Origin of the sequence: Mesorhizobium sp. M0088 (genome assembly GCF_040322895.1) — a bacterium.
GTDB lineage: Bacteria > Pseudomonadota > Alphaproteobacteria > Rhizobiales > Rhizobiaceae > Mesorhizobium.
Genome location: NZ_JAMYUI010000003.1, coordinates 52962 through 76187, shown reverse-complemented (window position 1 = coordinate 76187; position 23226 = coordinate 52962). Strand labels below are relative to the sequence as shown.

Here is a 23226-nt window from a genome sequence, read left to right as displayed (position 1 = left end):
CCATGCGCCACATCATGGCAAAGAGCCTCGCTCCCACCGACGGCGTTCGCGACTATCTGGCTGCGCAGGAGAAGAAGTCGCTGCTGCGCTTCCTGACCTGCGGCTCGGTCGATGACGGCAAGTCGACGCTGATCGGGCGCCTGCTGTCCGACACCAAGCAGATTTTCGAGGACCAGCTCGCCGCGCTCGAACGCGATTCGCGCAAGCATGGCACGACGGGCGACGACATCGATTTCGCGCTGCTGGTCGACGGTCTGGAGGCCGAGCGCGAGCAAGGTATCACCATCGACGTCGCTTACCGCTTCTTCGCCACGCCGAAACGCAAATTCATCGTTGCCGACACACCTGGCCACGAGCAATACACCCGCAACATGGCCACCGGCGCCTCGACCGCCGACCTGGCGATCGTGCTGATCGATGCCCGGCAGGGTGTGCTTCGCCAGACAAGGCGGCATTCGATCATCGCCTCGCTGCTCGGCATCCGCCACGTCGTGCTGGCCGTCAACAAGATCGATCTTGTCGATTTCGATCAGGCGGTTTTCGACCGGATCGTCGAAGACTACGGGCAATTCTCGCGCGATCTCGGCTTCCAGACCATTGTGCCGATCCCGATGTCGGCCCGTTATGGCGACAATGTCAGCCGCCGGTCGGAAAGCATGGAATGGTATTCCGGCCCGACGCTGATCGAGCATCTCGAAAACGTGTCGGTCGACGAAGCGATGGTCGAACTGCCGTTCCGTTTCCCGGTCCAGTATGTCAATCGTCCCAATCTCGACTTTCGCGGCTTTGCCGGCACGGTCGCCTCCGGCTCGGTTGCGCCCGGCGACGAGGTCGTTGTCGCCAAGTCCGGCAAATCCTCGCGCGTCAAGCGGATCGTCTCGTATGGCGGCGATCTCGCCCAGGCGGCCGCCGGCCAGGCCGTCACGCTCGTCCTCGATGATGAAGTCGAAATCTCGCGCGGCAACATGCTGGTTTCGCCTGCCGCACGGCCGCAGGTCGCCGATCAGTTCGCCGCCAACATCGTCTGGTTCGACGAGCATGCGTTGCTGCCAGGCCGCTCTTACATCCTGCGCACCGAGACCGACCAGACCAGCGCCACCGTCACCGACCTGAAATATCGGATCAACGTCAACGACTTTGCCCATGAAGCGGCCAAGTCGCTCGAAATGAACGAAGTCGGCATCTGCAACATCTCGACGCGGACGCCGATCGCCTTCGATCCCTTCGCCGAAAACCGCACCACCGGCGCCTTCATCCTGATCGACCGCATCACCAACGCCACGGTCGGCGCCGGCATGATCCTGCACTCGTTGCGCCGCGCCGAAAACATCCATTGGCAGTCGCTCGATGTCGGCAAGCGCGTGCGCGCCGACATGAAGAACCAACGGCCCGCCGTGTTCTGGTTCACCGGGCTGTCGGGTTCCGGCAAGTCGACCATCGCCAACCTGTTCGAAAAGAAGCTGTTCGCCACCGGCCGCCACACTTATATCCTGGACGGCGACAACGTCCGTCACGGTCTCAACCGCGATCTTGGTTTCACCGACGCCGATCGCGTCGAGAACATCCGCCGCGTCGCCGAAGTGGCGCGTTTGATGGCCGATGCCGGGTTGATCGTCATTGTTTCGTTCATTTCGCCCTTCAGCGCCGAGCGGCGCATGGCACGTGAATTGATGGCCGACGGAGAATTCGTCGAGGTGTTCGTCGATACGCCTTTCGAGGAATGCGCCAGGCGTGATCCGAAGGGCCTCTATGCGCGCGCGCTGAATGGCGAGATCAAGAATTTCACTGGCGTCGATTCCCCTTATGAAGCGCCGGAAACCCCGGAGGTCCATCTGCGGACACTCGGCAAGTCGGCCGAAGAGATGGTCGACGCCCTGGAACACTGGCTGAACGAGCGCGACATTGCCGAAGACCAATACGATAGCGGCGGCGGCATCTGACGACAGGCTGATGCTTGAAATCTTCGAGCGCCTGGCCTTGTCGGCCGGGCGCGAGGTGATGCGCGTGTTCCACGCCGGCTGTGCGGTTGACCGTAAGTCCGACGCCTCGCCGGTGACCGAGGCGGACCGCGAGAGCGAAAAGATCATTCTCGCCGGACTGCGTGCCGCATTTCCCGATATCCCCTGCGTGGCCGAGGAAGAAGCTTCCGCCGGCATCGTGCCGCCCGATCTGGACGGGGCTTTTTTTCTGATCGATCCGCTCGATGGGACCAAGGAGTTCGTCAACCGCCGCACCGATTTCACGGTCAACATAGCGCTGGTTCGCGATGGCGTGCCGGAAGTCGGCGTCGTCTTTGCGCCCTGCACGGGCCGCTTCTTTTCCGGCCTGCCGGGCAGGGCGGAATCACTCGAAATCGATGGCGATTACCAGATCGTCGGCCGCCGGCCGATCGCGGCGAGAACGGCCGCGACGCCGCTGGCCGTCGTCGCCAGTCGGTCTCACAACACACCGGAAACCGAGGCCTATATTCGCGACCTCGGTGCCGCCGAAATCGTTTCGGTCGGTTCGTCCTTGAAGTTCTGCCTTCTCGCCAGTGCCGAGGCTGATGTCTATCCGCGCTTCGGCCGCACCATGGAATGGGACACAGCGGCGGGCGACGCCATCCTGCGCGCCGCCGGCGGCATGACGCGCACGCTGGACGGCCAACCTCTGGTCTATGGCAAGCGCAAGCAAAGCGACGACGAGGATTTTGCCAATCCGCATTTCATTGCCAGCGGCAGGGCGGCGGGCCCCGGCTGAGAAAGGCTCGGCAGCTTACTCTGCCGCGGCCTGCGCCGAATTCGAGCCGATATAGTTGCGGATCGTCTCGATGATGCGGTCCTGGTCGGCTTCGCTGAGATAAGGGTGCATGGGCAGGCACAGGATCCGCTTCGGCAGGTCTTCCGATACGGCAAGGCCGGTCGGCGTGCGTGGGTAGTCGCGATAAGCGACCTGGGCATGCAGCGGCTTCACGTAGTAAATGACAGACGGAATACCCTTTTCGCCGAGATGCGCCCTCAGCCCGTCGCGCTTGGGCGTCTCGATCGCGTATTGCGCCCAGGCCGAACGGCTGCCGTCCAGATTGCGCGCCGCAGTGACGATATCGCCAAGCCCTTCGGCATAGCGCTTTGCCACCACCTGCCGGGCGACCATCTCGTCTTCCAGGATAGCCAGCTTCTCGATCAGGATCGCCGCCTGGATCGTGTCGAGTCGCGAATTGATGCCGACGCGGACATTGTCGTACTGCGTCTCGCCCTTGCCATGGAAGGCGAAGGAGCGAAGCTGCTCAGCCAGCGCATCGTCATTGGTGAACATCGCGCCGCCGTCGCCGTAGCAGCCAAGCGGCTTGGCCGGATAGAAGCTGGTCGATCCGACATGGCCGAAAGCACCGCACATCTTGCCGTCGAGCGAACCGCCCATCGACTGGGCGGCATCCTCGATCACCATCAGCCCTTCGCGGTTGGCGATTGCCATGATCGCCTCGTAATCGGCGGCTAGGCCAAACAGATCGACAGGAATGATAGCCTTCGGCTTCAGCCTTCCTTCCTTCTTGATCATGGCGATGGCCGCTTCGAGGCTGGCAATGTCGATGTTGTAGCTATGCGGGTCGACATCGACGAACACCGGCTCGGCCTTGGCCAATGCCACCACTTCGGCGGTGGCGGCGAAAGTGAAGCTCGGCACGAACACCGCGTCACCCGGGCCGATGCCGGCCGCAAACAGTGGCAACAGCAGCGCGTCGGTGCCGTTGGCGCAGGCCACGACATGCTTGGTGCCGATATAGGCGGCAAGCTTATTCTCGAATTCGGTGACTTGCGGGCCAAGAATATAGCGGCCTTCGTCGACGACACGGTCGATCGCGGCCTTCAGCCGGTCGCGGATTCGTTCGCGCTGCGCGCCAAGATCGATGAACTGCATGTCGGCCTCAAAACGGGTTAGCCAGATAATCGGCCGCTGGTACCAGAGTTGCGCTTGCCGAGAAAGCCGGGCAGGCGGAGCCCCAAATTGCCCAAGTGTCGCAGTCCGTTACCAGTATTTCCCGGCGAATGTCAGTCAGATGCCGGAAATCCGGGCTTCGTCGGGCGCCATCCCGCCCTTATAGCCCCGTAAAGAGCCCCTGCGAAACATAAAGTGATCGATTGGGCTCAACTTATGTTGAGCGTTGCTCAGGCGATTTCATGTCGCCAGGGTGGATTGGCGCCGGCCCGCGACACGGTCACTGCCGCCGCCTTCGCGCCGAGCGCCAGCGCGTTGTGGATGGCGTCTTTCGACAAGCCGGAAATCGCCGCCTTGGTCAGCAGGCCCTGCTCATGCAAGGAGGCGAGGATGCCGGCGTTGAAGGTATCGCCGGCGCCGACCGTGTCGACCACCTCGACCTTTTCCGGCATGACGGTGACGGCATGTTCCCTGGTATAGCCGACGGCGCCTTCGCTGCCATGGGTGACGACGATCAGCTTCGGGCCTCGATCCAGCCAGTTGCGGATGACATCCTCGTGCGAGCCGGCTTCGCCGAACCAGTTCAGGTCTTCGTCCGACAATTTCACGATATCGGCCATCGCCATCATCGCGCGAATGCGCCTGAGGTGCTTGGCCTTGTCCGGTATGAAGTTCGGCCGGATGTTGGGATCGAGCATCATCACTCGACTTTCATGCTCGCGCCGCATGAACTCCTCATAGGCACTGCCGGCGGGCTCCGAAATCAGGCTGATGGCGCCGAACAGCATGGCTTCGATCTCGCTGCCAAGCTGCGGCAGGTCGTCGACGGTCAGCATGCGGCCGGCGGTGTTCTCGTCATAAAAAGTGTAGGTCGCCTGGCCGTTGGTGAGCTTGACGAAGGCCAGCGTCGTTGGCCGTGGTGAGGTGTGCGCATAGGTGGAGCTGACCTTGCTTGCCCCCAGCGCATCCCGGAACTGGCCGCCGAACAGATCCGACGACAGGCCCGAAAAGAAGCCTGCCGGCGCGCCGAGCCGGCCAAGCGCGATCGCCGTGTTGAACACCGCGCCGCCGACATAAGGCGCAAAGGCCGGCTCACCCGCTGTCGTCGTGCGCGGCAGCATGTCGATCAGGGCTTCGCCGCAGCAGAGGATCATGGCTTCCTGGTCTCCGGCGGATGGATCACGCCCTTGCGTATGATGATGTTGGCGTAGAGCCGCGGCTCGCTGGTCGCGACGATGGCATGCGCCGATTTGACCCGTGCATAGAAGTCGGCGCCGGCCAGCGCAACCACCTTGCGGCCTGGCGCCCGTTTGGCGCAGATCGCCTCGATCTCATGATGGACGGGATCGGCAAGCGAGGGATCGCCCTTGACCGAGGCGCGAAACAGCGCCTCCGGCACGGCGTCATCGACAGGCAGGACACTCAATATCGCGTCGAGTACGGGGATAAGAGGGTGACCATCGGCGCGCACCAGCCGGGTTGCCTGCTGTTCCGCCGGATAGTTTCCGTCGACAAGGGCGATTTCGTCGCCATGGCCCATGCCGCGCAGGATCGCCAGAAGCTCCGGACCGAGCAGCGCCGGAATTCCGATCAGCATCAGGCGCTCCTGGAAATCGTCGTCGAGCCGATCAGGAAGCGTTCGGAAAGTGGCAGGCTGGCGCCGCCGAGTGCCCGGGCATGGATGCCGACGGTTCCCTCGCGAATGGCGGGCAGCTTCAAGCCTTCGCCATCGATCGTGGCGATTGCCGCGATGATGGCGTCGACCAGCCGGCGGCGCACCGCTTTCGGCATCCAGCCGTCGATCACCGCCGCTTCGAAATCGATGATCGAGGATGCGGCGACGATGGCGTAGGCGAGCGCCCTTGAGGCGCTGGCGATCCAGTCGTCAAGCTCGGGTCCGATCTCGCCCCAATCTTCCGGCGAGGTCCACAGATGCGAGGCTTCGACGCCGCGCGCATTGAGCGCCTTTTCGAGCATGGCGATGGAAGCGACATCGATCAGTTGGGTCGGCTTGCCGTCCGGCCCGGGCACCGGCATGGAGCCGAGCGCTCCGGCATTGCCGGTCGGGCCGCCAAAAAGCCGGCCGTTCAGCACAATGCCGCCACCGGCAAAGGCGCCGATATAAAAATAGACGAAGTCGCGCGCAGCGCCCGCCTGGCCGAAGACGAGCTCGGCGCCGCAGGCCGACGTGGCATCGTTCTGCAAATAGACCGGAAAATCGCATTGCGTCTGGATGTCGGCCCGGATGTCGCGGTGGCGCCATTCGTCCATCACGTCGCGCGGCGCGCCGGCGGTATCGGCCCAGTTCCACAATTCGAACGGCATGGCGATGCCGAGCCCGGCGATGCGCTTGTCTTGCGCGGGCGTCAGCGCACCGCGCATCTGCCGCATGCCGTTGCTGACGAAGTCCACCGTCTCGCGCGGCGCCGGGTAGCGATAGGAATGCTGCAGCATCGAACGGACATGGCCAAGGAAATCTATCAACACCAGTTCGGCGCTGCGGCGGCCGATCTTCAGCCCAATGAAGAAAGCGCCTTCGGGATTGAGCGCCATCGGAATGGAAGGCTGGCCGATCTTGCCGCGCAACGGCGCCTGGCGCAGCAGGAGGCTTTCTTCCTCCAACTCGCGCATGATGACCGAAACCGTCTGCGCCGAAAGGCCGGTCATGCGGGCGATGTCGGATTTTGCCAGGCTGCCGTGCTGGCGCACCAGCGACAGCACCAACCGCTCATTGTGGTCGCGCATGCCGCTCTGGTTGGTGCCGCGGTGAATGAGACTGTCATTCACCTCGGGCGAACCGTGCCTCGCAATGGCCGTTTCCACCCTGTTCCTCCCGTCGTTTCCCCTCAATGCTTTTGGGCCAGAATGGGTGAACGAAGCAAGGCTGTCAATAATAAATAAGAGTGATTTAATTATTGACAGAGGCTTCGTGCTGGTGTCTGTTGAGGCAGCGTCCACGCTGGGAGAATTTCGTTGGACGCGCTGCAGGTGCCGGTTGGCCGGCATCCGGATGGTTCCACTGGGAGGAAATCGTGACCAATACAAAACTGTTGAAATCGACCGTGTTTGCCGCCGCGGCTCTGGGGCTGATGGCGTTTGCGTCGTCCGCATCCGCGGCTGGTGTCGGTGCCTGCCTGATCACCAAGACCGACACCAATCCCTTCTTCGTCAAGATGAAGGAAGGCGCGACCGCGAAGGCCAAGGAACTCGGCGTCGACCTCAAGACCTATGCCGGCAAGATCGACGGCGACAGCGAGAGCCAGGTTGCGGCCATCGAGAGCTGCATCGCCGACGGCGCCAAGGGTATCCTGATCACTGCATCCGACACCAAGGGCATCGTGCCGACCGTGAAGAAGGCGCGTGACGCCGGCCTGCTGGTGATCGCGCTCGACACGCCGCTCGATCCGATCGACGCCGCCGACGCGACCTTTGCGACGGACAATCTCGAAGCCGGCAAGCTGATCGGTGCCTGGGCAGCCGCCACGCTCGGCGACAAGGCCAAGGACGCCAAGATCGGCTTCCTCGACCTGACGCCTTCGCAGCCGACTGTCGACGTGCTGCGTGATCAGGGCTTCATGATGGGCTACGGCATCGATGTGAAGGATCCCAACAAGATCGGCGATGAGGACGATCCCCGCATCGTCGGCCACGACGTCACCAACGGCAACGAAGAGGGCGGCCGCAAGGCGATGGAGAACCTCCTGCAGAAGGACAACACCATCAACGTCATCCACACCATCAACGAGCCTGCCGCTGTCGGCGCCTACCAGGCGCTCAAGGCTGTCGGCCTCGAAAGCCAGGTGCTGATCGTTTCCGTCGATGGCGGCTGCCCCGGCGTGAAGTCGGTGGCCGAAGGTGTCATCGGCGCCACTTCGCAGCAATACCCGCTGCAGATGGCAGCACTCGGCATCGAGGCGATCGCCGCTTTTGCCAAGGACGGAACCAAGCCGAAGCCGACCGAAGGCAAGAACTTCTTCGACACCGGCGTCAACCTGGTGACCGACAAGCCGGCCACCGGCGTCAAGTCCATCGACACCAAGGAAGGCCTCGCCAAGTGCTGGGGCTGATGTCGGTCTGACCGGCATCCAGGGAACCTGAGCGGTCGGGGCTTGATCCCCGGCCGCTTCGGGTGGACGATGGCTCGCGTGACCGCGAACAATCCCGGCAGCAGACCGGAAAGGCGTGGACTGGCGTCGGCGTTTGGCTGAAGCCTACGGGGAGTAAACATGGCTCAAGCTCAGGAATTCGAGAAGGTTCTCTCGAGCAGCGACACCAGCGTTGCTGCTTTTGACGAGCACAAATCGGCCGTCAAGCGCATCCAGCATTTCTTGCATTCGACGCCGGCCGCAGTGCCGCTGATCGTCCTGGTTCTGGCGATCATCGTTTTCGGCATCACCATCGGTGGGCGGTTCTTTTCGTCCTACACGCTGACGCTTATCCTGCAGCAGATCGCCATCATCGGCATTCTGGGCGCTGCGCAGACGCTGGTCATCCTGACCGCCGGCATCGACCTGTCGATCGGCGTGATCATGGTGATTTCAGCGGTGATCATGGGCAATTGCGCGGTCTCCTACGGTATGCCGAGCGCGCTCGCCGTGGCGATCGGGCTTGCCGCCGGCGCGGCATGCGGGCTGCTCAACGGGGTGCTTGTCGCTTACATGAAGCTGCCGCCCTTCATCGTGACGCTTGGCACCTGGAACATCGTCATGGCCACGAACTTCATCTATTCGGCCAACGAGACGATCCGCGACACCGATGTCGACACCCAGGCGCCGCTGCTGCATCTCTTTGCCATCAGCTTCAAGGTCGGCACGGCGGTGCTGACGCTCGGCGTCATTGCCACGGTCGTGCTCGTGATGATCCTCTGGTACGTGCTCAATCACACGGCATGGGGCCGCCATGTCTACGCCGTTGGCGATGATCAGGAGGCGGCGAAGCTGTCGGGCATCCAGACCAAGAAGGTGCTGATGACGGTCTACACCCTTGCCGGGCTGATCGCCGCTTTCGCTGCCTGGGTCTCCATCGGCCGCAACGGCTCGATCTCGCCGTCGGCTGCCGTCACCGACTACAATCTCCAGGCGATCACCGCGACGGTGATCGGCGGTATTTCCCTGTTCGGCGGACGCGGCTCGATCCTGGGCACGCTGTTCGGCGCGATGATCGTCGGCGTCGTCTCCATGGGCCTCAACATGCTGGGCGCCGATCCGCAATGGAAGGTGCTGCTCACCGGTGTGCTGATCATCGGCGCCGTGGCGGTCGACCAATGGATCAGAAAGGTTTCGGCATGACCATGACCCAGGAACCCATTCTCACCGCGCGTGGCCTGGTCAAGCGCTACGGCCGCGTCACCGCCCTCGACAACGCCGACTTCGACCTCTACCCCGGCGAAATCCTTGCTGTCATCGGTGACAATGGCGCCGGCAAATCGTCGCTCATCAAGGCGATTTCCGGCGCTGCCGCGCCCGATGAAGGCGAGATCCGGCTCGAAGGAAAACCCGTCTCCTTCAAATCGCCGATGGAGGCCCGCGAAGCCGGTATCGAGACCGTCTACCAAAACCTGGCGCTGTCGCCGGCGCTGTCGATCGCCGACAACATGTTCCTTGGCCGCGAAATCCGTAAACCGGGTTTTCTGGGCGATTGGCTTCGCATGCTCGATCGCCCGGCGATGGAAAAGCGCGCCCGCGACAAGCTTACCGAACTTGGCCTGATGACCATCCAGAACATCAGCCAGGCTGTGGAGACGCTCTCGGGCGGCCAAAGGCAGGGCGTTGCCGTGGCGCGTGCGGCCGCCTTTGGCAGTCGTGTGGTGATCATGGACGAGCCGACGGCCGCCCTTGGCGTCAAGGAAAGCCGCCGCGTGCTCGAGTTGATCCTCGACGTCAAGAAGCGCGGCCTCCCGATCGTGCTGATCTCGCACAACATGCCGCATGTCTTCGAAGTGGCCGATCGCATTCACATCCATCGGCTGGGCCGTCGCCTCGCCGTCATCGACCCCAAGCAATATACGATGTCCGACGCCGTCGCCTTCATGACAGGAGCCAAGGCCCCGCCGGAGGCGGCGCTGGCGGCTTGATACATGTCGCCCAAGTGGCTGGCGCATGGCGACAACGGCAAGCACGGAACAGAGATTTGAAGCGCGGCGCGCGGGCCGTCTTGGCGCGTCACACTTCAGAATTGCCAAATTGCCGCAGGGGGCAAGCCGGATCGAACCTGTTTAAATCGATTGAATATATGGCGGTATCAGCTAGCATGGGCTGGGAGGAGCGATGAAAGCCGGTATGATCATGGCAACCGCACGAGAGGCATCATGACGAGCGCGATGACATCCGAACCCCTTCCTCCACTGCTCGAAAATCCTGACCCAAAGACACTCGCACGTGAAGTCTTGGTTGCCCTCAAATACAGGGTCGGCAAGGACACCACCGTTGCGACCCAGTACGACTGGCTGACCGCCTCGATCAAGGTCGTGCGCGACCGGATCGTCGATCACTGGATGCAGGCGACGAGAGAGGCTTACGACCAGAAGGAAAAGCGCGTCTATTATCTGTCGCTGGAATTCCTCATCGGCCGCCTGATGCGCGATGCCTTCTCCAATCTGGGCCTGATGGACAACATGCGCGAGGCGCTGTCCTCTCTCGGTGTCGACCTCGACTTGATTGCAGCACTCGAGCCCGATGCGGCGCTCGGCAATGGCGGCCTCGGCCGGCTCGCGGCCTGCTTCATGGAAAGCATGGCGACCGTCGACATTCCGGCGCATGGCTACGGCATCCGCTATGCCAATGGCATGTTCCGGCAGGAGATTCACGACGGCTGGCAGGTCGAACTGCCAGAGACCTGGCTTGATCACGGTAACCCGTGGGAATTCGAACGTCGCGAACGCTCCTTCGAGGTTGGTTTCGGCGGTTCGGTGGAATCGATCACCTCCAAGGACGGGCGCCTCGAACGCCATGTCTGGAAACCGACCGAGCATGTGCTGGCCGTCGCCTATGACACGCCCGTCGTCGGCTGGCGGGCCAATCGCGTCAACACGCTGCGTCTCTGGTCGGGCATGCCGGTCGATCCGATCCTGCTCGACAAATTCAATGCCGGCGACCACATCGGCGCGCTCGCCGAAAGCAACAAGGCCGATGCCTTGTCGCGCGTGCTCTATCCCGCCGATTCCCACAAGGCCGGGCAGGAACTGCGGCTTCGGCAGGAGTATTTCTTCTCTACCGCCTCGCTGCAGGACATCGTGCAGCGCCATCTGAGCCAATATGGCGACCTGAAATCGCTGCCCGACAAGGCGGCGATCCATCTTAATGATACTCATCCGGCCATCGCTGTGGCGGAGTTGATGCGCCTGTTGATGGACGTCCACGGCATGGACTTCGATCAGGCCTGGGATATCACCCAGCGCACCTTCGGCTACACCAACCACACACTGCTGCCCGAGGCGCTGGAAAGCTGGCCGGTGCCGCTGTTCGAGCGGCTTTTGCCGCGCCACATGCAGATCGTCTATGCCATCAACGCTGAAGTGCTTCTGGAGGCGCGTGCTTCCAACCAGTTCTCGGACGAGCAGATTGGCCGCATCTCGCTGATCCAGGAAAATGGCGACCGTCGGGTGCGCATGGGCAATCTGGCCTTTGTCGGCTCGCATTCCATCAACGGCGTTTCGGCTCTTCACACCGACCTGATGAAGGAGACGGTGTTCGCCGACCTGCACAAGCTATATCCCGATCGTATCAACAACAAGACCAACGGCATCACGCCGCGGCGCTGGTTGATCCAATGCAATCCCGGACTGACGTCGCTCGCCCGTGAGGCGATCGGCGACCGTTTTCTCGATGACATCGACGCCATCAAGGATCTCGACGGTTTCGCCGGCGACGCCGCCTTTCGCGACAAGTTCGCCGCCGTCAAGCGCGCCAATAAGGCGCGATTGGCCAACCTCGTCGCCGACCGGCTCGGCATCAAGGTCGATCCTTCGGCGCTTTTCGACATCCAGATCAAACGCATCCACGAATACAAGCGCCAGCTTCTGAACATCCTCGAGGCGATCGCTCTCTATGACCAGATCCGCTCGCACCCCGAGCGCGACTGGATGCCGCGCGTGAAATTCTTCGGCGGCAAGGCGGCGCCCAGCTACCACAATGCCAAGCTGATCATCAAACTCGCCAACGATGTCGCAAAAGTCATCAACCGCGATCCGGCCGTGCGCGGTCTGCTGAAGGTGGTGTTCGTGCCGAACTACAATGTCAGTCTGGCCGAGATCATGATGCCGGCGGCCGACCTTTCCGAGCAGATCTCGACTGCCGGCATGGAAGCGTCGGGCACCGGCAACATGAAGTTCGCGCTCAACGGCGCGCTGACCATCGGCACGCTCGACGGTGCCAATGTCGAGATCAAGGAATGCGTCGGCGACGACAACATCTTCATTTTCGGCCTGACCACCGCCGAGGTCGCCGAGCGGCGCAACAACGGTTACGATCCGCGCGCCGTCATCGAAGGATCATCTGAGCTCGCGCAAGCGGTCGCTGCCGTCTCGTCGGGCGTCTTTTCGCCGGACGATCCGGAGCGTTACCGCGACCTCGTCAACGGCCTCTACAACAGCGACTGGTTCATGGTCGCCGCCGATTTCGATGCCTATGCCACCGCCCAGCGCGAGGTCGATGCGGTCTGGCGCAACAGTCCCGACTGGTACGCCAGGGCAATCCGCAATGTGGCGCGTGTCGGCTGGTTCTCCTCCGATCGCACGATCCGCCAATATGCGAAAGAAATCTGGAACGTGCCTGCCTGATGTGATTGCATGAGGCCGCAAACAATGTGGTCCCGGTGGTGTGAACTTGAAAGTCGGATCACACCACTAGAAACAAACACTCGGTGCCTGGGGAGGGACACTGCCTGATGAAGAAGCCGCGCGCGACCGCTGCGACAAGCGGGCCGGACGGACTGGCGGCAGCCAGCGATGTTGCGGCGATTGTTGCCGGCACGCATGGCGATCCGTTTGCCGTTCTCGGTGTTCAGGAGGCTGGGAAGGGTTTTGTGGCCCGCTGCTTTGTTCCGAATGCCGAATTCGTCACCGCTTATACGCTGACCGGCATCATCGCGGGTGAATTGTCCAGGCGCGACGATGGCGGCTTTTTCGAAGGCAAGCTCTCGATCAAGAAGCGGCAGCCGCTTCGCTATCACGCGCGCAATGCCGGCGGCGACTGGTGGCTGACCGATCCCTATTCGTTCGGTCCGGTGCTCGGGCCGATGGACGACTACTACATCGCTGAGGGATCGCATCTCAGGCTGTTCGACAAGCTCGGCGCCCATGTCATCGAGCACGAAGGCGCCACGGGCGTGCATTTCGCCGTCTGGGCTCCCAATGCGCGGCGTGTCTCTGTGGTCGGCGATTTCAACGAATGGGACGGCCGCCGGCACTCGATGCGGGATCGCCGCGACACCGGCATCTGGGAGGTGTTCATTCCCGATATCGGTGCCGGCCGGCCCTACAAATACGAGATCATCGGCCCCGACGGCGTCAGGCTGCCGCTGAAGGCCGATCCGTTCGCCTTCAAGTCCGAACTGCGTCCGGCCACCGCTTCGGTCGTGGCCGTGCCGCCGGCGCATGAGTGGGGCGACGAGGCGCATCGCAGTTTCTGGCGCAATGCCGATCACCGGCGCGAAGCCATTTCGATCTACGAGGTCCATGCCGGCTCCTGGCAGCTTCGCGACGACGGTACGTTCCTGTCATGGGACGAACTGGCCGACCGGCTGATCCCCTATGTGGTCGAGACCGGCTTCACCCATATCGAATTCATGCCGATCTCCGAACACCCGTATGACCCGTCCTGGGGCTACCAGACGACCGGCCTCTACGCGCCATCGGCCCGCTTTGGCGATCCGGACGGCTTTGCCCGCTTCGTCGACGGCGCCCACCGTGCCGGCGTCGGCGTTATTCTCGACTGGGTGCCCGCGCATTTCCCGGTCGATGAGCACGGCCTGGCCAATTTCGATGGCACCGCGCTCTATGAACATGCCGATCCGCGCAAGGGGTTTCATCCCGACTGGAACACCGCGATCTACAATTTCGGCCGCCGCGAGGTGGTGTCGTTCCTGGTCAACAATGCGTTGTTCTGGGCCGAGAAATACCATGTCGACGGACTTCGCGTCGATGCGGTCGCCTCGATGCTGTACCTCGACTATTCACGCAAGGCCGGCGAATGGATCCCCAACGAGAAAGGCGGCCGCGAGAACCTTGAGGCGGTCAGCTTCCTGCAGAAGATGAACAAGGAGGTCTACGGCCACCATCCGGGCGTGATGACCATCGCCGAGGAATCGACCTCTTGGCCGAAGGTCTCGGCACCGGTGCATGAAGGCGGGCTGGGCTTCGGCTTCAAGTGGAATATGGGCTTCATGCACGACACGCTGGAGTATTTCTCCAAGGAGCCGATCTTCCGAAAGCACCATCACAACGACCTCACCTTCGGCCTGACCTACGCCTTCTCGGAGAATTTCGTGCTGCCGCTCTCGCACGACGAGGTCGTGCACGGCAAAGGCACGCTGCTTGGCAAGATGGCCGGCGACGACTGGCAGAAGTTTGCGACGCTGCGCGCCTACTACGCTTTCATGTGGGGCTATCCCGGCAAGAAGCTGCTTTTCATGGGGCAGGAGTTCGCGCAGCGCCGCGAATGGAGCGAGGCGCGCGCGCTCGACTGGAACCTGCTTGAATTCCGGCCGCATCGCGGCGTCTGGCAGACGGTGCGCGATCTCAACTATCTCTACCGTTCGCGCCCGGCACTGCATGGCCGTGATTGTGAGCCGGAAGGGTTTTCCTGGCTGATCGTCGATGACAGCCAGAATTCGGTTTTTGCCTGGCTGCGCAGCGCACCGGGCGGCAGCCCGGTGGCCGTCATTTCCAATTTCACGCCGGTGCCGCGTGACAACTATCGCGTGCCGTTGCCGACATCAGGCAAATGGCGTGAGATCATCAACACCGATGCTTCGGAATATGGCGGGTCCGGCAAGGGCAATGGCGGCATGGTCGAGGCGCGGGCGGAGGGAGGAAGCATCTCCGCGACGATGCTTCTGCCGCCGCTGTCGACGATCATGCTTGAACTCGTTGCCGACTGAGCCATGTCGATATCGAGTAACTTGGGAGGGTAGAAATGGCAGACTTGAAACGGACCCAGCCGCTGGCGCGCGATGCCATGGCCTATGTATTGGCCGGCGGCCGTGGGAGCCGCCTCAAGGAACTGACCGACCGGCGTGCCAAGCCGGCCGTCTATTTCGGCGGCAAGACGCGCATCATCGACTTCGCGCTCTCCAATGCGCTGAATTCCGGCATTCGCCGCCTTGGCGTCGCCACCCAGTACAAGGCGCATTCGCTGATCCGTCATCTGCAGCGCGGCTGGAACTTCCTGCGCCCTGAACGAAACGAGAGTTTCGACATCCTGCCGGCAAGCCAGCGCGTTTCGGAAACGCAGTGGTACGAAGGCACCGCCGACGCCGTCTACCAGAACATCGACATCATCGAGGCCTACGGGCCCGAATACATGGTCATCCTGGCCGGCGACCACATCTACAAGATGGACTACGAGATGATGCTTCGCCAGCACGTCGACGCCAATGCCGACGTCACCGTCGGCTGCCTCGAAGTGCCGCGCATGGAAGCCACCGGCTTCGGCGTCATGCATGTCGATGCCAAGGACAACATCATCGCCTTCGTCGAAAAGCCTGCCGATCCGCCCGGCATTCCCGACAAGCCGGAGTTTGCCCTGGCCTCGATGGGCATCTACGTCTTCAAGACCAAATTCCTGATGGAGCAATTGCGCCGCGATGCGGCCGAGCCGGGCTCGAGCCGCGACTTCGGCAAGGACATCATCCCCTACATCGTCCAGCACGGTAAGGCGATCGCGCATCGCTTCGCCAAATCCTGCGTCCGCTCGACCGCCGAGAACGAGGCCTACTGGCGCGACGTCGGAACGGTCGATGCCTATTGGGAAGCCAATATCGACCTGACCGATATCACGCCCGAGCTCGATCTCTACGACCGCGACTGGCCGATCTGGACTTATGCCGAATTGAAGCCGCCGGCAAAGTTCGTGCATGACGAGGATGGCCGCCGCGGTTCGGCTGTGTCTTCGCTTGTCTCGGGCGATTGCATCGTCTCGGGGGCTTCGCTGAAAAAAAGCCTGATCTTCACCGGCGCGCGCATCAATTCCTATTCGACGCTGGAAGAAGTCGTCATGCTGCCCGACGTTCATGTCGGCCGGAACGCAAAGTTGAAGCGCGTGGTCATCGACCATGGTGTTAGGATACCGGAAGGGCTGGTGGTCGGCGAAGATCCTATTCTCGACGCCAAGCGCTTCCGCGTTTCCGAAAAGGGCATCTGCCTGGTCACGCAGGACATGATCGACAAGTTAGGGCTCTAACGCATGCAGGTTCTGTCGGTCACGCCCGAGATCTTTCCGCTGATCAAGACCGGAGGGCTTGCCGACGTGACCGGCGCGCTGCCCATCGCCTTGGCGGCCAAGGGCGTGACCGTGCGCACGCTCATCCCGGGCTTTCCGACCGTCATGGCCGCCTTCAAGAAGAAGCGGGCGGTTCTGCAATATCCCTTGCTGCAGGGCGGCAAGGCCTCCGTCCATTCAGTCCAACTCGCCGGGCTCGAACTGTTCGTGCTCGATGCGCCGCATCTGTTCGACCGTCCCGGCGGTCCCTACGGCAATGCCACCGGCGTGGACTGGCCAGACAATTGGCGGCGTTTCGCGGCCTTGAGCCAGGTCGGCGGCGACATCGCCGGTGGGGCCATCTCTGGCTACCAACCCGACATCGTCCATGCCCATGACTGGCAGTCGGCGATGACCCTGGCCTACATGCGCTACGGCAAGGCAGTTGGCATTCCCTCGATGATGACCGTCCACAATCTCGCCTTCCAGGGTCAGTTCGGCGCCGGCATTTTCGGCGAGCTCGGCTTGCCGGCGGCGGCGATGGCGCTCGACGGCGTCGAATATTATGGTGGTGTCGGCTTCCTCAAGGCTGGCCTGCAGGCCGCCTGGGCGATCACCACGGTCAGCCCGACCTACGCGCAGGAGATCCGCTCGGCGGAATTCGGCATGGGTCTCGACGGCCTCATCAACATGCGCTCCAGCGATCTCTATGGCATAGTCAACGGCATCGACACCGGCATCTGGGATCCGGAAACCGACAAGCATCTGGTGTCCCCCTACACGGCGAGCACACTGAAGGCGCGCGCGCCCAACAGGACTGCCGTGGAGGACCGCTTCAGCCTTGAGCGTGACGACAGCCCGATCGTCTGCGTGGTCAGCCGGCTGACCTGGCAGAAGGGGATGGACATACTGGCGCTGGTGATCGACGGCATCGTTGCCACTGGCGCGCGGCTGGCCATCCTGGGATCGGGCGATGCTGGTCTCGAAGGCGCGCTGCTTGCCGCTGCCGCCCGGCATCGCGGCCGTATCGGTGTGGTCGTCGGCTACGATGAGGGGCTGTCGCACATCATGCAGGGTGGCTGTGACGCCATCGTCATCCCCTCGCGCTTCGAACCGTGCGGGCTGACGCAGCTTTACGGCCTGCGCTATGGCTGCGTACCGGTGGTCGCGCGCACCGGGGGCCTCGCCGATACGGTCATCGACGCCAATGAGGCCGCCGTCTCTGCCGGTGTCGCCACCGGCCTCCAGTTCGCGCCCAACAATGGCGGTGCCTTGCTGCACGCCATCCGCCGCCTCGTCGACGCCCATGCCAGTCCGACGGTCTGGGAATCGCTGCAGCGCCAGGGCATGAAGGCCGATGTGTCGTGGGACAAGAGCGCCGAAAAATATGTCGAACTCTATCGCTCGCTACTTTCGAAAAGGGTTGCCTGAAGCATGATACGGACCGTCCCCACCAAGCCTTATTCCGACCAGAGGCCCGGCACGTCGGGCCTGCGCAAGAAGGTGCCTGTCTTTCAGCAGGAGCACTATGCCGAGAATTTCATCCAGTCGATCTTCGACGCGCTCGACGGTTTCAAGGGCAAGACCCTGGTGATTGGCGGTGACGGCCGGTTCTACAATCGCGAGGTCATCCAGAAGGCCATCGCCATGGCCGCCGCCAACGGCTTCGGCAAGGTGATGGTCGGGCAGGGCGGCATCCTGTCGACGCCGGCCGCCTCGCATGTCATCCGCAAGTACAAGACCTTTGGCGGCATCATCCTGTCGGCCAGCCATAATCCCGGCGGCCCGCATGAGGATTTCGGCATCAAGTACAATGCCGGCAATGGCGGCCCGGCGCCGGAAAAGCTGACCGACGCGATGTTCGAGAAAACCAAGACAATCTCAAGCTTCAAGATCGCCGATATCGATCCGATCGACATCGACACAACAGGCACGGTCAAGGCCGCCGGCATGACGGTCGAGATCATCGACCCGGTCGCCGACTATGCCGAACTGATGGAAAGCCTGTTCGATTTCGATGCCCTGCGCAAACTGTTCAAATCCGGCTTCCGCATGCGCTTCGACGCCATGCACGCGGTGACCGGCCCCTACGCCAAGGAGATCCTGGAGAACCGGCTTGGCGCGCCCAACGGCACCTGCCGCAATTTCAAGCCGCTGCCGGATTTCGGCGGCCATCACCCGGATCCGAACCTCGTCCATGCCAAGCACCTCTATGACGAGATGATGGGACCGGACGCGCCGGATTTCGGCGCTGCCTCGGATGGCGACGGCGACCGCAATCTGATCATCGGCAAGGGCATTTTCGTCACCCCGTCGGATTCAGTTGCCATGCTCGCCGCCAATGCCCGCCTGGCGCCCGGCTACAAGGCCGGTTTGAAGGGTATCGCCCGCTCGATGCCGACCAGTGGCGCTGCCGACCGCGTCGCTGAAAAACTCGGCATCGCCCTCTATGAGACGCCGACCGGCTGGAAGTTCTTCGGCAATCTGCTGGATGCCGACATGGCGACGATCTGCGGCGAGGAGAGTGCGGGCACCGGCTCCAACCATGTCCGCGAAAAGGACGGCCTATGGGCGGTGCTTTTGTGGCTCAACATCCTTGCCGCGCGCGGCGAAAGCTGCAAGCAGATCGTCACTGAGCACTGGGCGACCTACGGTCGCAACTACTATTCGCGGCACGATTATGAAGAGGTTGAGAGCGACCGCGCCAACGCATTGGTCGACGAACTGCGCGCCAAGCTCGGCGCGCTGCCGGGTACCAGCGCTCGCGGCATGAAAATCGCCAGCGCCGACGATTTTGCCTATCGCGATCCGGTCGACGGTTCGATCAGCGAGCATCAGGGCATCAGGGTGCTGTTCGAAGGTGGTTCGCGGGTCGTCTTCCGCCTCTCCGGCACCGGCACGTCGGGCGCGACGCTGCGCGTCTACATCGAACGTTACGAGCCGGACAAGTCGAGGCACGACCTCGACACCCAGGCCGCCCTTGCCGATCTGATAGCCGCAGCCGATGATATTGCCGGGATTCACAGCCATACCGGCCGCCCCAAGCCAAGCGTGATTACTTGAGGGTGGCGGTTCGCGCTTTCCCTTCTCCCCTTGTGGGGTTCGAAGGACGGGGCGAGACCCGTGGCTCGCCCCAGGGCGGTGGATCGGCGCGTAGCGCCGAGACGGTTGAGGGGTGCGCGAAGGATCGCTGTCCTTGCCAAGCGGGAACATCCCTCATCCGTCGCCTTCGGCGACACCTTCTCCCACAAGGGGCGAAGGGGGAGACTGCATGACCCAGCTCGGCGCCACCGTCACCCGCGAAGGCATCCGCTTTGCCGCCTGGTCGCAGGCCGCCCGTCGGCTTTGGGTCTCGATCTTCGACGAGCAGGGCAACCGGGAAATCGAACGGCTCGAACTGCAGCCGGAAGGTGAGGGCGTCCATGCGCTGTTCATTGCGGGCCTTGGCCAGGGCATCCGCTACGGCTTTCGCGCCGATGGCGACTACGCGCCGGAACGCGGACTGTGGTTCGATCCCGCCAAGCTCCTGACCGATCCATATGCCGTCGAGATCGACAGGTCCTATGTCTATGACTGGCGGCTGGCCCAGCGCCGGGGCGAGGGCGCCGATACCGCACCGCTGATGCCGAAGGCGATTGCCGCTGCGCTGCCGAAGCCGGTGCAGGCTGCCCCGCCGCTATTCCAGCCGGGCGGCCTTATTTACGAAGTGCCGGTGCGCGCCTTCACCATGCTGCATCCGGACATTCCCGAAAAATTGCGCGGAACAGTCGCCGCACTTGCTCACCCGGCGGTTATCGAGCATCTGAAAAAACTGGGGGTTGACGCGGTCGAACTGATGCCGGTGACCGCGTGGATTGACGAGCGACATTTGCCGCCGCTCGGGCTGCGCAACGCCTGGGGCTACAATCCCGTGACTTTCATGGCCCTCGATCCGCGTTTGGCGCCGGGCGGCATCATGGAGTTGCGAAACACGGTCGCCGTGCTGCGTGAGGCTGGCATCGGCGTCATCCTCGACCTCGTCTTCAACCACACCGGCGAGAGCGACTGGCTTGGCCCGACGCTGTCGCTGCGCGGCCTGGACAACAAGGCCTACTACCGGCACTCATCAGACGGCGGGCTGGCCAACGATACCGGCACCGGCAACACGGTCGCTTGCGATCATCCTGTCGTCCAGGAGATGGTCCTCGACACGCTTCGCCATTTCGTCAGGGATGCCGGCGTCGACGGCTTCCGCTTCGACCTGGCGCCCATTCTGGGCAGGGTTGAAGGAACATTCGATGCCGAGGCGCCGATGCTGAGAGCGATGCGCGACGACCCGCTGCTGGCCGATCGCGTGTTGATCGCTGAGCCGTGGGACATCGGTTCCGACGGCTATCAGCTCGGTAATTTCCCGCCGCCCTTCCTCGAATGGAACGACAAGTATCGCGATGACGTCAGGCGCTTCTGGCGCGGCGACGCCGGCATGGTCGGTGCGCTGGCGACCCGGCTTGCCGGTTCGTCCGATGTGTTCGCAACGAACCGGCAAAACGCCAGTCGGACCGTCAATTTCATCGCCGCCCATGACGGCATGACGCTCGCCGATATCGTGCGCTACGAGCGCAAGCACAACGAAGCCAATGGCGAGCAGAACCGCGACGGTCACAATGAAAACCTATTCTGGAACAACGGCGTCGAAGGGGATGCGGACGATCCGGCCGTATGGGAGTCTCGCCAGAACGATCAGTGCGCGCTGCTCGCCACGCTGTTTGCCTCGCGCGGCACCATCATGCTGACCGCAGGCGACGAGTTCGGCCGCACCCAGCAAGGCAACAACAACGCCTATGCGCAGGACAACGAGATCACCTGGCTCGACTGGGCCGGCCGTGACCAGGTGCTGGAGCGCTACACGGAGGAACTCTCGAGGCTGCGCCGGTCGATGCCGGCGCTCTCCGATACAAGCTTCCTCACTGGCCAGCCACCGGCAGGTTCAGAGATACCGGACGTCGCATGGCTGACCGAGACAGGCGCGCCGCTCAATGAACAGTGCTGGCAGGACCCGCAGCGGTACCGCCTCGTCATGATCCTGGGTGGCGTCAGCCGCCTTGCCGTCATCATCAACGGCGATCGCCGGGCCTGCATGTTCACCTTGCCTGAGCGAGACGGATTCTTCTGGGCTCCAGCCATCGAAGCGCCGGATGCGGCGGACAGATCGCGACCGATATCGGGACGGGCGGTGATCTTCATGATCGAACGAGCGCAAGCCGGCACAGGGGAGAAGCGCAATGGCGGCGAGTGACAAGACCGGATGGTGGCGTGGTTGCGTCATCTACCAGATCTATCCGCGCTCCTTCCAGGACACGACCGGCGATGGCAGCGGCGATCTCGCCGGTATCACCTCGAGGCTCGCCCATGTCGCCTCGCTTGGTGTCGATGCCGTCTGGCTGTCGCCTTTCTTCAAGTCGCCGATGGCCGATATGGGCTACGACGTGTCGGATTACTGCGATGTCGATCCGATGTTCGGCACGTTCGAGGATTTCGATGCGCTGGTCGCCGAGGCGCATCGTCTCGGCCTGAAGATCGTCATCGACCAGGTGCTGTCGCATTCGTCCGACAGGCACGACTGGTTTGTCGAAAGCCGCGCCAGCCGCGATAACCCCAAGTCGGACTGGTATGTCTGGGCCGATGCCAAGCCAGATGGCGGGGCACCCAACAACTGGCTCTCCGTGTTCGGTGGCCCGGCCTGGGAATGGGATTCGACCCGCCGGCAATACTACATGCACAACTTCCTAGCCTCGCAGCCCGACCTGAATTTCCACAACCCGGAGGTCCAGGACGCGCTTCTCGACACGGTGCGGTTCTGGCTGGAGCGCGGCGTCGACGGCTTCCGGCTCGATACGGTCAATTACTATGTCCACGACCGCTGGCTGCGCAGCAATCCGCCCCTGGCGTCGAGCGTCGCCGGCACCAACGGCGAGACCAACACCTACCTCTACCAGGAGCATCTGTTCGACAAGACGCAGCCGGAAAACCTGGCGTTCCTGCGCCGCTTCAGGGCGCTGCTCGATGAATATGACGACCGCGCCGCGGTTGGCGAAATCGGCGATGAAGGCCGCTCGCTGCAGACGCTCGCGGCTTACACCTCAGGCGGCGACAAGCTGCATATGTGTTACACCTTCGACCTGCTCGGTCCGCAGTTCTCGGCCGCGCATGTGCGTGGCTGCGTCGAAGCCTTCGAGGCGGCCGTCTCCGACGGCTGGGTCTGCTGGGCGTTCTCCAACCATGACGTGGTGCGCCATGTCAGCCGCTGGACAAGGCCGGGCAGCGATCCCGACGCCGTCGCAAGATTCTCGATCATGCTGTTGTCCTGCCTGCGCGGCTCGATCTGCCTCTATGAGGGCGAGGAGCTGGGCCTGGAGGAGGCGGAGCTGGCCTATGAGGATCTGCGCGATCCCGTCGGCATCCGCTTCTGGCCAGGCGTCAAGGGCAGGGATGGGTGTCGCACGCCAATGGTCTGGGAGGCCGGCGCCGACAATGCAGGCTTCTCCACGGCCAGGCCCTGGCTGCCGATACCGGCCAGCCATCGCACCCGCGCGGTCGACGTCCAGAATGCCGACACGGCCTCGGTGCTGAAGTCCTATCGGACCACGCTGGCCTTGCGCGGGAAGCATGAGGCGCTGGTATCAGGCTCGATCCGCTTTCTCGACGCCGAGGGTGACGTGCTGGCTTTCGTTCGCGAGGGCGGCGGCGAAAGACTGCTCTGTGTCTTCAATTTTGCTGGAGGACCGGCCAATTGGCCGTTGCCGCAAGACTTAGGAGCGGTTACGGAACTTGACGGCGATGCCTCGCTCACCAGGGAGGTCGAGCTTTTGCTGCCGGGACTTGGATGCTTCCTCGGTAGGCTCGACTGATGCCTCGA

16 protein-coding genes are annotated in these 23226 nt (G+C 62.9%); 12 read left to right on the top strand and 4 right to left on the bottom strand.

Annotated elements, in window-relative coordinates; all coding sequences use genetic code 11:
* Nucleotides 1-2: 2 nt before the first annotated feature.
* Entirely contained in the window at nt 3-1940 is a 1938-nt protein-coding gene (gene cysN, locus NKJ67_RS04670) for a sulfate adenylyltransferase subunit CysN (RefSeq protein ID WP_352580669.1), read from the top strand.
* A 10-nt stretch (nt 1941-1950) separates the two neighbouring features.
* The gene (gene cysQ / locus NKJ67_RS04665) at nt 1951-2739 is read left to right on the top strand and encodes a 3'(2'),5'-bisphosphate nucleotidase CysQ (protein WP_352580781.1); all 789 of its coding nucleotides are present in this window, start codon (nt 1951-1953) and stop codon (nt 2737-2739) included.
* A gap of 15 nt (nt 2740-2754) precedes the next feature.
* On the opposite strand, the gene NKJ67_RS04660 is transcribed toward cysQ, so the two are convergent.
* The 4 genes from NKJ67_RS04660 to NKJ67_RS04645 all read right to left on the bottom strand — a co-directional run bounded on the left by NKJ67_RS04660 (nt 2755) and on the right by NKJ67_RS04645 (nt 6738).
* On the bottom strand, nt 2755-3897 hold the full coding sequence (locus tag NKJ67_RS04660) for a DegT/DnrJ/EryC1/StrS family aminotransferase (RefSeq protein WP_127380096.1): 1143 nt from the start codon (nt 3895-3897) through the stop codon (nt 2755-2757).
* A gap of 248 nt (nt 3898-4145) precedes the next feature.
* Nucleotides 4146-5069: a carbohydrate kinase family protein gene (locus tag NKJ67_RS04655; protein WP_127380095.1), complete on the bottom strand. Its 924-nt coding sequence runs from the start codon at nt 5067-5069 to the stop codon at nt 4146-4148.
* Entirely contained in the window at nt 5066-5512 is a 447-nt protein-coding gene (locus NKJ67_RS04650; RefSeq protein ID WP_023808513.1) for an RbsD/FucU family protein, read from the bottom strand. The genes NKJ67_RS04655 and NKJ67_RS04650 overlap by 4 nt, the downstream gene beginning before the upstream one ends.
* Nucleotides 5512-6738, bottom strand: coding sequence for an ROK family transcriptional regulator (locus NKJ67_RS04645; protein WP_352580668.1), 1227 nt, complete (start codon nt 6736-6738; stop codon nt 5512-5514). The genes NKJ67_RS04650 and NKJ67_RS04645 overlap by 1 nt, the downstream gene beginning before the upstream one ends.
* Nucleotides 6739-7004: 266 nt before the next feature.
* On the opposite strand from NKJ67_RS04645, the gene NKJ67_RS04640 reads away from it, so the two are divergent.
* From NKJ67_RS04640 to bglA, 10 genes are all read left to right on the top strand, one after another.
* Nucleotides 7005-7982 (top strand): sugar ABC transporter substrate-binding protein, encoded by a 978-nt coding sequence (locus NKJ67_RS04640; protein WP_372337956.1) that lies wholly within the window; start codon nt 7005-7007, stop codon nt 7980-7982.
* Between the two features lie 159 nt (nt 7983-8141).
* On the top strand, nt 8142-9203 hold the full coding sequence (locus NKJ67_RS04635; RefSeq protein WP_127269995.1) for an ABC transporter permease: 1062 nt from the start codon (nt 8142-8144) through the stop codon (nt 9201-9203).
* Nucleotides 9204-9205: 2 nt separating this feature from the next.
* On the top strand, nt 9206-9988 hold the full coding sequence (locus tag NKJ67_RS04630) for an ATP-binding cassette domain-containing protein (RefSeq protein ID WP_164748811.1): 783 nt from the start codon (nt 9206-9208) through the stop codon (nt 9986-9988).
* Nucleotides 9989-10222: 234 nt separating this feature from the next.
* A complete protein-coding gene (locus tag NKJ67_RS04625; protein WP_352580667.1) occupies nt 10223-12691 on the top strand; it encodes a glycogen/starch/alpha-glucan phosphorylase in 2469 nt (822 codons plus the stop codon).
* Nucleotides 12692-12798: 107 nt separating this feature from the next.
* Nucleotides 12799-15012: a 1,4-alpha-glucan branching protein GlgB gene (gene glgB / locus NKJ67_RS04620; RefSeq protein ID WP_352580666.1), complete on the top strand. Its 2214-nt coding sequence runs from the start codon at nt 12799-12801 to the stop codon at nt 15010-15012.
* A gap of 35 nt (nt 15013-15047) precedes the next feature.
* Nucleotides 15048-16313, top strand: coding sequence for a glucose-1-phosphate adenylyltransferase (gene glgC, locus NKJ67_RS04615; RefSeq protein ID WP_127810959.1), 1266 nt, complete (start codon nt 15048-15050; stop codon nt 16311-16313).
* A gap of 3 nt (nt 16314-16316) precedes the next feature.
* Nucleotides 16317-17762: a glycogen synthase GlgA gene (gene glgA, locus NKJ67_RS04610; protein ID WP_352580665.1), complete on the top strand. Its 1446-nt coding sequence runs from the start codon at nt 16317-16319 to the stop codon at nt 17760-17762.
* A gap of 3 nt (nt 17763-17765) precedes the next feature.
* Nucleotides 17766-19394, top strand: coding sequence for an alpha-D-glucose phosphate-specific phosphoglucomutase (locus NKJ67_RS04605; RefSeq protein WP_127269987.1), 1629 nt, complete (start codon nt 17766-17768; stop codon nt 19392-19394).
* A gap of 208 nt (nt 19395-19602) precedes the next feature.
* The gene (glgX, locus tag NKJ67_RS04600; RefSeq protein WP_352580664.1) at nt 19603-21606 is read left to right on the top strand and encodes a glycogen debranching protein GlgX; all 2004 of its coding nucleotides are present in this window, start codon (nt 19603-19605) and stop codon (nt 21604-21606) included.
* Nucleotides 21593-23218, top strand: coding sequence for a beta-galactosidase BglA (gene bglA, locus NKJ67_RS04595; protein ID WP_352580663.1), 1626 nt, complete (start codon nt 21593-21595; stop codon nt 23216-23218). The genes glgX and bglA overlap by 14 nt, the downstream gene beginning before the upstream one ends.
* Nucleotides 23219-23226 lie beyond the last annotated feature (8 nt).